This window comes from Novosphingobium silvae (assembly GCF_009856825.1).
GTDB lineage: Bacteria > Pseudomonadota > Alphaproteobacteria > Sphingomonadales > Sphingomonadaceae > Novosphingobium > Novosphingobium silvae.
In genome coordinates this window covers 24,667-38,825 of record NZ_WVTD01000024.1, presented here as the reverse complement: position 1 = coordinate 38,825, position 14,159 = coordinate 24,667, and the positions used below count along the sequence as shown (strand labels likewise).

12 protein-coding genes are annotated in these 14,159 nt (G+C 60.7%); 2 read left to right on the top strand and 10 right to left on the bottom strand.

The window, feature by feature from the left end; translation table 11 throughout:
• Positions 1-102 precede the first annotated feature (102 nt).
• From GR702_RS19685 to GR702_RS19670, 4 genes are all read right to left on the bottom strand, one after another.
• Positions 103-1,152, bottom strand: coding sequence for a UvrD-helicase domain-containing protein (locus GR702_RS19685; RefSeq protein ID WP_160987299.1), 1,050 nt, complete (start codon positions 1,150-1,152; stop codon positions 103-105).
• On the bottom strand, positions 1,149-3,089 hold the full coding sequence (locus GR702_RS19680) for an ATP-dependent nuclease (RefSeq protein WP_337192650.1): 1,941 nt from the start codon (positions 3,087-3,089) through the stop codon (positions 1,149-1,151). The genes GR702_RS19685 and GR702_RS19680 overlap by 4 nt, the downstream gene beginning before the upstream one ends.
• Positions 3,090-3,179: 90 nt before the next feature.
• Positions 3,180-4,289: a helix-turn-helix domain-containing protein gene (locus GR702_RS19675; RefSeq protein WP_037521841.1), complete on the bottom strand. Its 1,110-nt coding sequence runs from the start codon at positions 4,287-4,289 to the stop codon at positions 3,180-3,182.
• 25 nt (positions 4,290-4,314) lie between these two features.
• Complete coding sequence (locus GR702_RS19670; RefSeq protein WP_048938674.1) at positions 4,315-4,908, bottom strand: hypothetical protein; 594 nt, start codon at positions 4,906-4,908, stop codon at positions 4,315-4,317.
• Between the two features lie 368 nt (positions 4,909-5,276).
• Here GR702_RS19670 and GR702_RS19665 point away from each other — a divergent pair, with 368 nt between their 5' ends.
• On the top strand, positions 5,277-5,573 hold the full coding sequence (locus GR702_RS19665) for a hypothetical protein (RefSeq protein WP_017502540.1): 297 nt from the start codon (positions 5,277-5,279) through the stop codon (positions 5,571-5,573).
• The gene (locus GR702_RS19660) at positions 5,545-5,832 is read left to right on the top strand and encodes a hypothetical protein (RefSeq protein WP_153039523.1); all 288 of its coding nucleotides are present in this window, start codon (positions 5,545-5,547) and stop codon (positions 5,830-5,832) included. The genes GR702_RS19665 and GR702_RS19660 overlap by 29 nt, the downstream gene beginning before the upstream one ends.
• 2 nt (positions 5,833-5,834) lie before the next feature.
• Here the strand turns inward: GR702_RS19660 and GR702_RS19655 are convergent, their stop codons facing one another.
• From GR702_RS19655 to trbC, 6 genes are all read right to left on the bottom strand, one after another.
• Positions 5,835-8,630, bottom strand: coding sequence for a conjugal transfer protein TraG N-terminal domain-containing protein (locus GR702_RS19655; RefSeq protein ID WP_048938675.1), 2,796 nt, complete (start codon positions 8,628-8,630; stop codon positions 5,835-5,837).
• A 15-nt stretch (positions 8,631-8,645) separates the two neighbouring features.
• Positions 8,646-10,076 carry a conjugal transfer protein TraH gene (locus GR702_RS19650; RefSeq protein ID WP_228167509.1) on the bottom strand — a complete coding sequence of 477 codons (1,431 nt, stop codon included), beginning with the start codon at positions 10,074-10,076 and terminating at the stop codon, positions 8,646-8,648.
• 32 nt (positions 10,077-10,108) lie between these two features.
• Positions 10,109-10,927: a conjugal transfer protein TraF gene (locus GR702_RS19645; RefSeq protein ID WP_017502427.1), complete on the bottom strand. Its 819-nt coding sequence runs from the start codon at positions 10,925-10,927 to the stop codon at positions 10,109-10,111.
• 198 nt (positions 10,928-11,125) lie between these two features.
• Positions 11,126-11,461 (bottom strand): hypothetical protein, encoded by a 336-nt coding sequence (locus GR702_RS19640; protein ID WP_026109443.1) that lies wholly within the window; start codon positions 11,459-11,461, stop codon positions 11,126-11,128.
• 80 nt (positions 11,462-11,541) lie between these two features.
• Positions 11,542-13,413: a conjugal transfer protein TraN gene (locus GR702_RS19635; RefSeq protein ID WP_026109444.1), complete on the bottom strand. Its 1,872-nt coding sequence runs from the start codon at positions 13,411-13,413 to the stop codon at positions 11,542-11,544.
• A complete protein-coding gene (gene trbC / locus GR702_RS19630) occupies positions 13,410-14,150 on the bottom strand; it encodes a type-F conjugative transfer system pilin assembly protein TrbC (RefSeq protein WP_017502430.1) in 741 nt (246 codons plus the stop codon). The genes GR702_RS19635 and trbC overlap by 4 nt, the downstream gene beginning before the upstream one ends.
• Between the last annotated feature and the right edge of the window lie 9 nt (positions 14,151-14,159).

Genomic DNA, 14,159 nt, shown 5'->3' with positions numbered 1-14,159 from the left:
GTATATCTGACCACGACACGATCAGATCCGCCTGCACATCACCATCACGTCGCATCGCCATCGTCGCTGACCGCCTTCTTTCCGTATCCAGGCTGAATCAGATCACACCGACTTCGTCAACGCGCTGATAAGGCGCGCCGCGGGCTCCGAAGCCAAATTTTGGGTTGCGTCCTCTTCCCGATAGGCAATGCCGCAGGCGTCGAAGGCCGCAATCAGCTTTTGGCAATATAGTTGCTGCTGTTTGCTGACGAGGATAGCGATTTCCGACAGGGAAACGCCGTCATTATCAGCGAGCTGCTGAACCCGGGCCGCGATGCCTTCGGCCTCTTCTTCGTCGTCCGCGAAATTGAGGATGGCGATCGACCCTTCGTTCCCGACGATGTCGGCATCGTCCAAGGCGGCGAGCGGGTCCATCACCCGCACCATTGCATTCTGCATTCGCCGCAGGGTGGGTGCGGAACGGAAATTCTGGTAGAGATTGAGCGGGTGTGCAGTGAAGTCGTCCGCGAACGTCTGGAAAATGCCTTCGAGCGCGCCAGCCCAGCCCATGATACTCTGCTTGGTATCGCCAACGGCGGTCAGCAGGCATGTGGATCCGCCGAAGCAGGCGGTAATGAGCGCATATTGATCGGCTGTGCAGTCTTGGAACTCGTCCAGAAAGACATGGCTGTAGGTCTGCCGAACGGCGTTGCGGGCGATACGACTATTCTCGATGATCGTCTGGGCGAGCGGCACCATGTCGGCGAAGGTGATCGATGTTCGCTGAACGCGCCGCTGGCCGATCGAATAATCCGGGTCGAGCGCATTCGCGCCCTTTAGCACCGGGCGGAATTGGTCGATCAGACGCTTCGCGAAGGCATGAAACGTATAGCTGTCTAGCCGCGCCCCAAGATCGGCTCCGCAGCGCCGCCGGACTCGTGCTCGCAGATTCTGGGCCGCGTCGATCTTGAAGGAGATGGCGAGGATGCGGCGCGGATAGCGGCAGGTCGCGGTGCGCAGCAGGAAGTCGGCGCGCTGGGCGAGCATCTCGGTCTTGCCGGCGCCGGGACCCGCGGTGAGCGCGAGATTGCGAGCCGTCTCCTTCGCCGCATCGAGCGCATTAGGCTCCAGGACCAGCCCATCGGATGGCGCCCAGCGCGCGATGGGAATCATTCCGGCAATTCCGCGAGCTTCTCCTCGATGCGGTCGAACATTCGGTCGAGAACCTCGGGCATGCTTTCGAGCAGCGCGTCGTCGTCGAGTTTGGCCATCGCCCGGATGTGCCAACTCGGCTTGCTGCCGAGCTTGAAACGTTCCTGATACGCCCCGAACAGTTGCTGCTGGGCATCGTCATATTGACCGCCGAGCGCGTCGTGTGACTTGCCGAGCACGGCGTCGATCGTGCCGTCGTCTGGATCCTCGAGTTCGGCATCGGTCAGGCCATAGGCGTCGGGAAACGCCTCGATCATCATGAAGTCGAGGTCGAGCGGAGAGGAAAAGAACACCGCATTCTTTTCCAGCGTGGCGATCCAGCCATCGTCGTTGAGCATCAGGCCTTGCTTGCTGTCCCACTTGGGAATCGCGTCCGCACCTTCCTCATCGAAATCCACCGGGTCTTCCTGGAATCGCAGCAGCTGCTTCGCCGCGTATTTGATCCGGCCCCAGCCACCCTGGTGGCGCGCGAGGTCGAGATCCAGCAACGTTACGAATGGAATGCCGAGATCGCTCAGCAGGCGCCAGAAATGGTTCACGTGCCGTCCACCCAGCGGAACGACCGAGATCGAGGCATCGTCGGCCAGGATACCACGCGCCGCGAGCAAACGTGGCAACACCACCTCCTCGCTGTCTCCCTCGCCTAGGATCAGCAGTCTCGCGAAGTAGAGCTCGGGAAAGGCTTGGATCGCTTCCCGGACATATTTGTGCGCTTCGGCCCCGCTTGGCATAGTGATCCGGGACACCGTAGTGCGCCGCTCCTCGTCGAGGCGCAGGTAGCGGATGCTCTCCGGTTCGACGCGGCGCAGCAGCGAGGGAGCATGGGTCGCGATAACGGCTTGTGCATCGCCGTCTTCCGCGAACTCGCTCAGCGTCCGTAGAACGCGACCAAGATAGTGCGGGGACAGGCTGTTCTCGGGCTCTTCGACCGCCACGAGTGTGAAAAGCGGTGGGCGCAGCTTGTCGATGTCGAATGCATTGGTGTCGCCGGCTAGCACTGCATTGCCGATGGCCCGCATCGCGAGAACGAGCGTAATGTACAGCAGGGATTGCTGACCGTCGCTTAGTCGGGAGAAGTCGACCTGCGGCGTACCGTGACCGGGCGCGAAGCTCAGGCTGAGATGCCGCAGCAAATTTTCGATTTCGCTCTGAGCGAACGACAGAGTCGGATTGGCGTAAAATTTCCCCTTGTGAAGCGATTCCCAGAGCTTGGTGACCTCATCACCGATCCCCTTAACCGACGCGTTGCCGACGAGCGCTGCGCTGATCTGCTCCGTGAGAGCCGAGATCGTCTGGCGCTCCGCCGACCAGTTGGCGGCACGAAGTGCGCGGCCGAGCAAAGCGTTGGCGGCGTAAGAGATATGGTCTGCGGGATTGCGCCGAGCTGGCAGGTAATGGACCTGCACCGCGGCCCGGTCCTGCTTGGAAACCCTGCCTTGGACGGTTGGAACTCCATCATCATCGACCTGCATCACATGGGTGAAGCTTTCTTCGATGTCCCCGTCCTCGTCGAGGCTGGCTTGGAGGCGGAAGCGAATTCGAACCGACGCGTCGTCTGTTTCCATCTGGAGATGGGAGAAGTTGCCTGCGACGGCCGGCATTGTGCCGTCCTCTGCCTCATCGGCATCGGCATCGGCTAACTCGGGGAACTCGAAGTCGGCCTCAATCCACAGATCTCGCGTCGAAGGTGCGTCCTCCGGGTCTTCATCCGATGAGATGTGAAAATCCGACGTGCGGATCTTACGCTGCGCGGGGTCGAGACTGAACATTCTTCCGAGCGCCTGCAAGACCGCCGTCTTGCCTGAGCCATTAGGGCCCAAGATGAAGGTCGTATTTGCGAGCGAAATTTTCGTCGCTTCTGGTCCGAAGCAGCGGAAATTCGACAGTCTTAACTCCACCAACTTCACGACAATCCCCTTTATCCAATCCGATGCCGCGCACTCTTATGCACGCGATCCTAGCACTCAGGCCGTATCGGCCACATCCCGTTAAATGCTTGATTTCCAAAGGTTAATCGGAACGATGTTGTCGTCTGGTGTCTTTTCCACTGGCAGCGCGAGGCCAGAGACGTGCTCGAACATCTCGGCCTGCAAACCCGAGGCATCGACCATGCGGGTCAGTGAACCGGGAAATGCTGCCTCGAGGGCCTGCAAAGCCTTGGGCAGGAGTTCGGGCATCTCTGTGGGGATCTGATCGTCGAAGCGCTCAGCGCGCCTTTGGCCGGTCTTGCTAAGATGGATGTAGCCGGTCCGATACTGATCCGGAGAAATCATCCTAAGGTCATAGGCTCGCCGCAGTATCGCAGCGGCTGATACCTTCCAGCGGAGTTTCAGCGAGAATATGGCCGACCAGTCTAGGAGGCGGCTGCGCGGAAACTCATGGATGAACGAAGAGCGGGGCAACAGGAAGGCGCTGGCAAACCGGTTTGCCTGATCCTCAGTTACCTTATCGCCGGTTTGAATGCCTCGATGCATGATGAGGTGCCCGGCCTCATGCGCCAAGTCGAAACGCAGCCTGCAGGCGGCAGGCTTCGCCTCGCTGCGGATGATCATTGGCCGAACACAATCTATTGAAAGAGCGTCCACCCGTTCGGACACACCACTGAAGAAGCTGACCACGGCCCCAGCATTTTCCACAACCCGCATCATGCTCGAGATCGGACCGGTTCCGAGCCGCCAATGCTCACGCGCATGATCGGCCGCGGCTTCAATCTCGGCCGCGCTGGCCACCGGAATATCGGGGAAAGACACGGTCGGAAGATCGAGTTCGTGGTCTAGCCTGCTAACGAAACCGTCAAGCAGGGTACCGCGCGCCAGCACCTGGCTGACGACGGACACGGGTGTCGTGCGCTGCTTACGGAAGTGACACTGCTCCGGACTAATCCCCGCCGATGCCGGGATCGCGAAGAAATGCTCCGCAATGCCGAGAGCTGCCGCGAGCGCGGCGCGCATCTCGTCGGTGGGTACCTTCAGCCCTTGCTCAAGCTGGTTAAGATACTGGCGTGTGGCGCTGACCCGCGCACCCAATTGGTCGAGCGTCAAGCCCAGCGCCACTCGAGCGAGGCGCAAGCGCTCCCCGTGGAAAGCGGAAATGACCATTTCATTCCTTGCCGTTTGAACGGCGTTACTCGCCTGTTTTCGTCTTACGATCGCGCACGCCCACGCTGGGGGCATCGAGCTCAACAGACTCGGTCGCTGGCATACCGATGCCACCAGTGAATGCGTCCAAACCGAGAGGCACATTCCAGTTCAGCACAGCCGTCTCACCGCGCAGGCCGACGAACTTGACGGCGAGAGCGCTGCCATCGACATCGGTCTCAACCGCAAAGCGGTAAGCGAGATCGTGACCCTCATCGCGCTCATCGAACGAGAAGCCAAGCTGGTCCAGCTCGCTCAGGCTCTGATGAAGGGTACGGGCGGTTGGCTCTTCCGCCTCACCGCGATAAATGCGAACCGGCACCTCGCCGATCGTGAAGATCAGACGGCGGGAGCGATCGATCACGGTCAGCCAGGGAAAGCGCTGGCCGTCGAAGGCCGTGAGAATACGGTATCGAGCGAACTGGGATGCACGGCACCCCAAGGTCCAGCCATCGTCACCAATGTCGGAATCGAAAAGTTCGACAGCCAAACGCCGAGCCTCGAGGATCATCTGCCCGACCGCAACGAGGCGCTCTTCGGTCAAATCCTTGTGATAGTCCCAAGGAAAGGTCTTGGTCATGTCGGTCGGCCCTCGTCATCGTTTCAAAGGCACTATGGGCTAATTGATAAATCTGTCAACTAGAAGCAAATCTGTAAACCAGCCGATTGACGCTTTGGTATGGTCCCATGCGGCATCAGCGCCAAAAGCCTAGGCGACGATCAATGTTCTCCAAAAGATTGCACAGGTCGATGGCAGGTTCTGACATAAGTTGCTGTTCATGACATACCCTCTAAACGGCTAAAATTGGTCGATCACCGCCACCCCGAGCGAGGCAAATTTGCGGGAACTGGCCGTGCCTGATCAAGAGCAAGAATGCCTACGCTCAGAACCAGATTTCCACCATAAGACCGAAGTGGCATCGGCACGGTTGAAATAAGGGGATTGTGATGAACGAGAATATCCTCGTTGAATTTGAAGATGGCAGCGCGATGGTGTTCGCACCGAAATCATCGGTGCGCATCGCCAATCGCGGGCCGAGCTCGGTGCCCAAGAAGGATTTCGAGCAGGTGCGTACATATCCCCCTGAATGGGTCGGTTTCGGATCATTCGAGGCCCGCATCCTTTCTGCCGGGCAGCGCGTCGAAACCTATAAGGGCCTTCTGACGGTTGCCAGGATAGAGCATGGGGTTGATCTGCCTTTAGGCATCGTGGCCGATGAAAGGTCCACGCCAGATCCTGCCTGAGTTTGAAGTTTCCTCCCTTCTGCGCTATGTTCGAAGCGCACCGGAGAGAACGATGCAGCACTTCGATTGGAATCTCTTCAATCTCACGCGAGATCAACTCGGCGGACCGCTTTTTGGGTTCGTGGACGATGATGCGGACGATCCGACAGGTTTCCAAGAGGCACAGCCGCTTCCTCAGACTGTTGGAGGCAAGATCGCTCACGGCTTTGCGTACGTGCTGCTTTTGGGCGTCATCGGCTACATGTTCGTAGCGCTTTGACATCAGTCACGCAGGTTCTTGTCCTGGAAGAAACCGACATTCTGGTTTTCGCCTGCCTCGGATTGAAGCGAGGAAGCAGCCTGCACGTTGGTAGTACGAACGGCCTGCGCTGACCCTCGTTCGCTGGCGCTTCTTTTTGCCCCTGCATCGATTAGCTCCGAGGCTTTGTGCGGGTCGCCGCGGTCCGGCCCGCTGGGAAGCTTCGGCGGCACCCGTGGTCGATAGGCTCCCGCGACATCCGATGCGTCTGTGGTATCCGGATGCCCAACATGCACCAAATCGGGTTCACCCAGACGATCTGCGACCTCGGCGCGAATGGCTTCCTGGCGGCTTTCCATCCATCGCTCGATCATTTCTTGCCGGACCTGTGCCTGATGCGGCGTCAGCACGGTAGCCCAGAGTTCCGGCGCATCGAGCCCCCTGCTGGAGGCCTGCTCAGTCCGATACCACTGCGCAAGATCCTGGCTCAGATTCTGGCTGAGACTGAGGCCGTGGGTCTCTGCATAACTCGCATCGCGCGACAGCTGCTGGGATAGTTCCTCGAGCTTCCGCGCCGTCTCGGAGTAAGAATTCGCGCGTGCGAGAGCCTCCTCATGCGACATGGAACTGCTCGCGGTTGTCGATGCGCGCGAGAAGGTGCCTGCTTTCTCATAGGTCCCATCAGCCTGTGATGCGCCTGATCCACTCGAATGTTCATCTCGAAAGTTGCTGCTCGCGGAGCTCTGGCTTTCGGACGTCCGATTGTCCGAAGTAGAGTGTCGTAGCTGGTCGGACTGCTGTCCCTGAGAACCCACCTGAAGTCCGAGTGAGGGAAGAGCACCGCGAAGGCCTTGTTTGCCTCCCCCTCCGCCGGAAGTTCCTGCCGACAATCTCCCTCCGACGGTATCAGATACGGTTGCCGACCGATCTCGACCGTTACCTATTGTGAGACTCTGGCCTGTTGACGACCGCTCGTCGAAGCCCTGGCTGCTCGACGCCGTGGTGCGGTCGAATTGATCGACTGAGGTGTTTGCCGAGCGGCCAGCGCTGGAGTCCCATCCAGAGGACGTTTCCGTTGACCGGCTCGTGCCGCTACGATCAGTCTTGGTCCAGGTGATCAGTTCCTGGGCGGCATTTTCATAGGCCTGGGCTTGACGATGGGCGCTGCTTGCCATCTCACGCCATTCCGCCACATTGCCGCTCGTCGCCGTCGGGGTGAACCCGAGCCTCGATATTGCCGCTCCGGTGTCGATCACCTCCTGACCGTTGCCAAAGCCAGTGACGACGGCACCATTGTCCTGCCGCCAACCCGTGCTCGCATTGCCGCCCATATAGCTGGGCGCGGTCGTCCATTGGTCGCTCTGCCGCATGTTCGAGGTCGCATTAGCCCAGCTGACATTCCCGTAGGAATAATTGCCGGTAGTCTGTTCCACAGCCGCGGCCTCCGCAGCATTTTGCGCCGGCGCCAGCATGCTCGTAGCCTGCCCCGCGATGGACATCGCTCCCCGTGCGAGCCCAGCAGCAAGGAACGGTATGCTCATGAGCATGAAGCCGGCGATCGTCGCGGTTTCGGAATTGACGGCCCCGATGCCGGCATAGCTCCCAAGGGACATCCCACCCCCCGAAAGACCGCGGACGGCGCTCTCGGCGCGAGTCATGCAGACCATATGGAGGATCACGTAGAGCGGTCCCCAAGCAGCCAGATAGAAGAAGCCCATGGCATAGCCGCGCAGGGCATTCAGGCCGGTCTGGGGCATCATGAACAATGGGAAGATCACAGGGAACATCGCGAAGAAGACAACCGTCAGGACAATGTTCAGGATCGGCACCCAGGCCATCGCCTGTTGCGCAATCGAATTGTAAGTGTTGCGGGCCTGAATGTCGGCTCGGGTAGTAGCAAAGGCATCGATCGACGCACCAGCAGTGCTTCCCGACATGCCATCCCGCGCTTGCATGAACGCATTGATCGCGCTGTTCTGCCGCATCACGCCCACGAAATTATCGCTGTTGCCGGTGAACGCTGCGTTGATCACTGGAACGTCATGGGTGAGCTTCGCGGCCGCCGCTTCGTTGCTGAGCCTTGGATACACAATCTTGCCCCAGATCGCCGCGTTGGCCTGGATCATGGTTTCCCACTGCCCGCCCAGCGCCTGGTATGCGACCCGGCAGGTAACAATGTGACTGCTTACCTTCCCGCCGGAAGCTCTCTCGAGCCATTGCTGGGATCGGGCCTCCGATCCAGGACCGATCGCCGTCCAAAGGTCGCTGGCCTTCGCCAGATCGGTCAGCGATTTGTGGTGGAGGAGCACGTCACCGAAGACACAGTTCTTGAAATGCTGCTCGAGATTGGTCGAAAATTCGGCGTCGCGAATGGTGAAGTTGCGCGTGGCATCGAAGAGGCGCGCGCCATAAATCATGCCATTCGACGTGTAGTTGAGCTCTCCGGGCATAACGAACACCGTCTCGGCCGTCCGTGTCAGCCAGTCTCCGATCTGTGTCGTGAAGCTTGAAAGGACCCCCAGGCCCAGGGGCACGTTGTCGACAGTCGCTGGCGCCAGGGACGGGTTGATCCTGTCGGTCACCTTGATGTCGACGGTGGGGACCATCAGGCAGAGATAAATTGCTGTCGCTCCCAGGAACCAGTTGAGCCACGCCTTGTAGTTCAGGCTGAAAGCGACCGTGATCAGGGAGTAGATCAAGCCCATCACCATCACCACCCGGATCAGGGACTTATAGCCCCCTCCCCCCGACCAGGCGGCAACGGCGTTGAACGTGTTGACGAGATACTCACCGCCGCCAACCGTAAAGACCTCCAGCATACCCCCCTCCCCGCCTTACATCAGGCCCTGGACATTGAGGCTCCGCGAAAAGCTGAGTGCTGCCTGCATGCCCGGTGACATCGCGTTCTGCAGCGTGGATTCGAGCATAACGCTGCGGTTGATGATCATCAGCGTCTCATTGAGCTTATTGCTCAGCTTGATGTCGCGCTGCGCGAATTTCGCGCGCGTCGCTGCGATTTGCTGGCGCCACTGCGAAGCGGTTTCCTGGTCGGCCGTCTGATAGAAGACCTTCGCCTGCTCAACCCGGTCGAGTATGTTGTCGACCATCGCGTTGAGCATGTCGATTGCGACGATCTCGGAGAGCGTCTGGATCTCCCCGTCGGCCAGCACCTGATGGGCCATCGCCTGAACCGCGAGGATTTTGTACAGCGGGATCGTAGCGATGTTCAGAAGCTGCCGCTCCCCGGCATCTAGCGCGGTGTCACTGCGGATCTTGCTGCTGATCGAGGTGATCATCGCTGAGATCCGCGGCCGCAATGCAGCACTCGCGGGAACCGTGAGGGCTTGCTCGCCAATCGTCGTGCAGTCCGAGTTCGTACATTTGAGGATCTTCACCGCCGGCGCGTTGGCAGTGCCATCCAGGAGCGCGGTGACCACCGCTTCCTCGGCCGGGCCCACGATATCCACCTGCGGCCCCTGATCGCTGCCAGTTGGCGGCCGGGTCACGACCGTGCCCACGATCGTCATGATGTATTCCGAGAATTCCTGGTCGAAGGCCCCGAACTTCTGCGATTTGCGCAGCGCCTCCCAGGTGTAGTTGTGCGGTTCGCCGATGAGCTGCTCGCGCATTCGCGGATCATTGTTTCGGGCAATCGTGCTGTCGCGCTGGCCACCATTATTGCAGCCCTGCCGTGCCGCCGCCCAGTCGGAAAAGATGCCCTGGCTGTTCCCTACCGCCTCGCAGATCGTGGATCGTGTCGTCTCCATCTGGGGCCAGATCCCGCCAACCAGAGCCTGGGCGGTCTCACACGAGGAGATGTTCATCTGGTTGAGGAGCTGCGCCTTCTGGGAGAACTCATCCATTACCTTGCCGATCTCCGGCGACACACTGTCGATGGCGAGCTTGAAGGCGAAACCAAGCGCGTTGTTCGCCGTCGCCTTCAGCATCGCAACGATCTCACTCGCGTTGATGAAGGAGAAGGAGCCTGCGAACAGATCTATGCCGCCGCAGCCCGCTCTGGCGCTCGGTAATTGCAGATTGAAGGGAGACACGCTCTTCTGGGGGAAACGGGTCCAGACATTGCCGAGCGAATAGTAGCCTGCCGATTGCCCCTGATAGGCGGACGGGCCGGTGACATTGGCAGCGCCCCCGGCGTCATTGAAGAAGCTGTTCATCTCGCCGGCGACATCCGCCCGCGCCACGCCTGTAAGCGCGAGGTTCGAGGCAGCGAGCAACGCTAGCCCGGTGGCAGTACGGGAGACCATACGGCCAAAAGCGTTTCCTCGTATGCCGTTCATCAGTAGTCGCTCCCCACCTTGGTGTTGGTCAGCGTGAAGATGCGCTCCATGATTTCATCAGCGCTGAGGATGCCGTACCCGACCGGAATGGTCTTGCGCGTGGCGGTGTCGAAAAGAACGAGGGCCGGCGTCTCGTTGCCGGAAATGCCCATCCGCGCCCGTTGGCCACTATCGACCACATATCGGGGGAAGTCGCGGCTTGGGCCGCCATCCATCGATACCGCCATCACCGCCATCCGGTGGCTGTCGGCGACCGAACGCAGGATCGGAGAAAAGACCTCGCAGGCGCCGCAGCTTTGGGCGAAGAAGTAGAACAGGCCATAGCGCTGACTGAGATTGGTCAGGACCGCGTCCCGGTCCGCCTTCCGGTTATCAAGCCAGGCGCGCTTTGCCACGGTCGAGACCGGGCGCTGCAAGGTGTAGTCAAGGTCTGAATGCTGCCACAGCGCCCGCTGCCAGGTGTCAGAGAAGGTGGATGCGCGGTCGAGCTGTTCGCGTTGGAATCGCACATACGCCACCACATTCTCTTGGGACGGATCCAGGATCGCGCGAGCCTTGAGCTCGTCCAACTCCTTGGTGATCGCGCTCAGCCGCTCTGCGGCCGACGAAGCCGGCGCCTGAGGCGCGTCGATATCGGGCTTGGGCTCGGGCTTCGTGCAGTAGAACCATTGCCCCAGACGCCGCTCTTCGCAGTAGAATTCGTCACCGGCCTGCGTTGCTCCATCGGGTTGGTGCCGAGGTGCGGCGACCTGTGCTGCAGCGGGCACAGGTGTGAGAAAGGCTGCATAGACGAGCGCGATGAAACCACGGGCAATCATTGGTTGGCCCCCTTCTCCGGCGCGAGCGCTGGAGACGTTTGCGGTGCGGAAGGTGGGGGTGGCTCAGACCAGAGCGATGGCACGCGGCAGCATGGGGAGCCGGACGATGCACGCTGGCAGAGTGGTGGAGCGGGTGCTGGTCGAGGCGAAGCAGCGGGAGGTTGGTCTGTGGCCGACAGGAGCAGCAGGAGGACCGGTTCAAAGATCGATGGCACTATCGAGCTCCTTCTTGGTGAGGCGAAGCAGGCTCATCATCAAGGCGACGTCGAGGAGACGAGTGCCTTGATCGAGCATATTGACGATTCCGTGCAAAACGGGGCGCGCTACGGTCCGCCCCTGCTCGGTGGCCCAGAACCCGCAGCGCGTACCGGCAAGCCAGCCCCGCCGCCGCATCAGCAGCGTGGCACTGTCGATACTTGCGCAGGAGACGGTATCGGCGAACCAGCCATTGACGACATCGCAGATGTCCTGGGACGGCAACGGTTGGATCGAGCGGTGAACGGACAGAAATATGCCGAGCTCGATGACCGTCATGCCGTTGATCGGGCACGCCTCGCAGGTATCGATGACGTCATTTGCGGCTGGGGCCATCTGCCCTCCGGATGGTCCATCGCTCATCCGCCAGTTCCGTGCAGTTCGTAATAGTTGTTAATCTTGTCCTGTATCTGCCGCATCGTCTCGACTTCGTCGGGCAGCTTGGCGGCGTCCATGAACTCCTTATAGACCTCAGTGAAATCCATCTTGGACAAGTCGAGACGAGCAAATTCCTCGATCGTGAATCCACGACACTGCTCGCTCTTGGGGGCGCCCCATGGCTTACCGAGCTGAATGCGTCCCTGCTCCTGCAGTATCCGGCTCAATTTGCTTTCGAAGCAGCAATAGGCAGTCCGTTTGGTCTTGCAGATCCCGAGGAAGCTGGAGGAGCAGTATGTTCCCAGCTTGTGGCAAAATCCCATGCGATCCTTGATGTCGAGGCGCATCTCGCTTTGCGAGCAGGCAAACAGGGCCAGGAAGGGCGTCGCGAGCGCCGCGATAGCGGTTGGCCCACCTGCCAGTGCCCCAATGCCCGCAGCGGCCGTCAGCAGCCCGGACGACTTGCCAGCGCAGCAGTTGATCAGTCCGAAGACCGGCTTGTGGCACGTTTCGCGCGCGCCCTTGAACACGGTCAGGTTCGCTTCATCGAACTCCGATCCTGCCTGGTCGATCGAGTGGAGAGCAACGAGCGCATCCTTGAACTCGGTCGAAGCCTCGCGGACGATCGGTTCGCATTCGCCGTTGATGCAGTAAACGTCATTTCCGCAGATATACTGTGGGGCGGTCTCGCCGGGGCTCGAGGGTGTCGGGCAGCGGTAGATCTTTTCGGTCACCTTGCAGGCGCCGCCGTCAGGATCCTCATCGAGGCATTCTGTCCGTAGATACGTGCATTGACGGTTGGTCTCGAGCTCCCCGCAGTCGCTTGCTGAGGAGATGCGATTGCACTGATAGGTTCGCTCCCATGCCCAGCACGGCTGCGTCACCGCGATCCCGTCCACGATACGAGTGACCGGGTCACTCGAGGTGCAAACCTCGCCCTGCAGCGTACAATTCGCATCAGCCGCGTTGCCGGCGCACATTCCTTCGTTGCGCGTGATCACGGGAACCGCAGGTTCGTCCTGCTTCGTCAGCCAATAGTTGCCCGTCGAGACAACGGTGCCAGGATGAAAGAAGCCAGGGGTAATGCCCTGTGCCTCGGCGCTGCATTTGACTTCGACAGCGGTGTGGCCAAGCCGTCGGCAGTCTTTAGCGGCCGTATAGCCATAGGCGGCCATGCTGCCACAATAGTCGATCGGTCGGCTTTCCCAGCAAACACCCGAGCCGATTTCATCGTCGAATGCGGCGCGTGCAGGATAGGGCCCACCGTCCTGCGGGTTCGTTCTCAACCGGCCAGCGTAATAGGTATAGATTGTTCGCCGATCGGCCCGGACCGAGAGGCTGACCGGACAGGTGCGCGTCTCCTCATCGACCTTTTCACCGGCATTGCAGGTTGCCTCGTAATAGCCGGTGCTGCCTGGCGCGGGCGGCAGGGGAGCGCAGGAGCCACCATTGCTGCTGTAATCCTCTCCCTCCAGGTAGGTGGATGGATCATTCTCGACGGCAGTGGCCCGGGCCGTGGTGGTCAGCACCTCCGAATTGCTGAACGTGGCGCGGGTATGGTCCGCGTCGGTCGTGATGCGATAGGGCTGGCTGGACGATTTTGTCGCCTGGGCGGCGGCCTCGAGCCGCTCGGGATCACTGAAGTAAGACCCTTCGGGCAGGTTCGTGCCGGAAAAGCCCGGCACCGCTGCGGCCTGAGCATCGCTCGATGGCACCAGCGTGGTATCGCGGCGCTTCTCAGAGCCCATGTCCTTGCCTTGCTGACGTGCCTCATCGAGGGTCATCTGCGCTGCGGCCGGAGATCCCAGCGCGAGCAGGATCGCCGCTCCAAGGCAAGAGACCTGCCCCCTCATGGATTTGCCTTGCGCAGGTTCGACAGCCCGACCGCGGCTACCCGCGCGCCGGGCCCCCTGCCCTGCGCGAACTGCTCGAGGGCATATTCCAGGCTGACGTTGCCAACGATACGGTCGAAAGGCGGTAGTTTCGTCTGGCAGTTGAAACCGGCGCACAGGTCGAAGTCGGACGAAACCGAGACGTAGGTCGGCACCGCCTGGACGCTGAACGCGCGAAACAGCCGCGGATCGATGCCGATGCTGGTCATGTCGTCACGCGAGACCACTGCGCCAAGCTGTTTCACAAAGGCTTTGGCCGAATTGTCCGGGAAGCCGCGAAACACCACCACGCCGCCGGCCTGGGCCGTGTCGGCGATCAGACGCTTCAGCGACGCTTGCGGCATGGACAGGCTGGCAAACACGATCAGCTTTGGTGCATCGCCGCTAGGCACGGACGCATTGGCCGCAGCCCCTTTGACGATCTCGTCGAAATCGACCGCGCCAGGCGGTCCGACGGGGAGCTCGCTCGCGGCGACGCGTCGCATGTTCGCCACACCGCCTTCCTGGACCGCGCCAGCCTCTTCCCGGAAGCGCACACCCCTGTCCTTCACATGGTCCACCAGCGCTTCAGCATCCGCCTTCATCTCGGCCGAGCGCTTCCTGATCGCGTCGACATCCTGACCTTCGATCGTCTGGGCAAGTGCCGAGAGGGCGACGGTGCCGACAAGGGCGAAAAGCCCGATCCTGACGAGGCGCATCTCCCCCTC

Bases quoted from the DNA above. Each gene is read 5' to 3' on its own strand.
- GR702_RS19685 (WP_160987299.1), bottom strand. From the start codon at position 1,152: ATGATTCCCATCGCGCGCTGGGCGCCATCCGATGGGCTGGTCCTGGAG.
- GR702_RS19675 (WP_037521841.1), bottom strand. From the start codon at position 4,289: ATGGTCATTTCCGCTTTCCACGGGGAGCGCTTGCGCCTCGCTCGAGTG.
- GR702_RS19670 (WP_048938674.1), bottom strand. From the start codon at position 4,908: ATGACCAAGACCTTTCCTTGGGACTATCACAAGGATTTGACCGAAGAG.
- GR702_RS19665 (WP_017502540.1), top strand. From the start codon at position 5,277: ATGAACGAGAATATCCTCGTTGAATTTGAAGATGGCAGCGCGATGGTG.
- GR702_RS19660 (WP_153039523.1), top strand. From the start codon at position 5,545: ATGAAAGGTCCACGCCAGATCCTGCCTGAGTTTGAAGTTTCCTCCCTT.
- GR702_RS19655 (WP_048938675.1), bottom strand. From the start codon at position 8,630: ATGCTGGAGGTCTTTACGGTTGGCGGCGGTGAGTATCTCGTCAACACG.
- GR702_RS19650 (WP_228167509.1), bottom strand. From the start codon at position 10,076: ATGGTCTCCCGTACTGCCACCGGGCTAGCGTTGCTCGCTGCCTCGAAC.
- GR702_RS19645 (WP_017502427.1), bottom strand. From the start codon at position 10,927: ATGATTGCCCGTGGTTTCATCGCGCTCGTCTATGCAGCCTTTCTCACA.
- GR702_RS19640 (WP_026109443.1), bottom strand. From the start codon at position 11,461: ATGACGGTCATCGAGCTCGGCATATTTCTGTCCGTTCACCGCTCGATC.
- GR702_RS19635 (WP_026109444.1), bottom strand. From the start codon at position 13,413: ATGAGGGGGCAGGTCTCTTGCCTTGGAGCGGCGATCCTGCTCGCGCTG.
- trbC (WP_017502430.1), bottom strand. From the start codon at position 14,150: ATGCGCCTCGTCAGGATCGGGCTTTTCGCCCTTGTCGGCACCGTCGCC.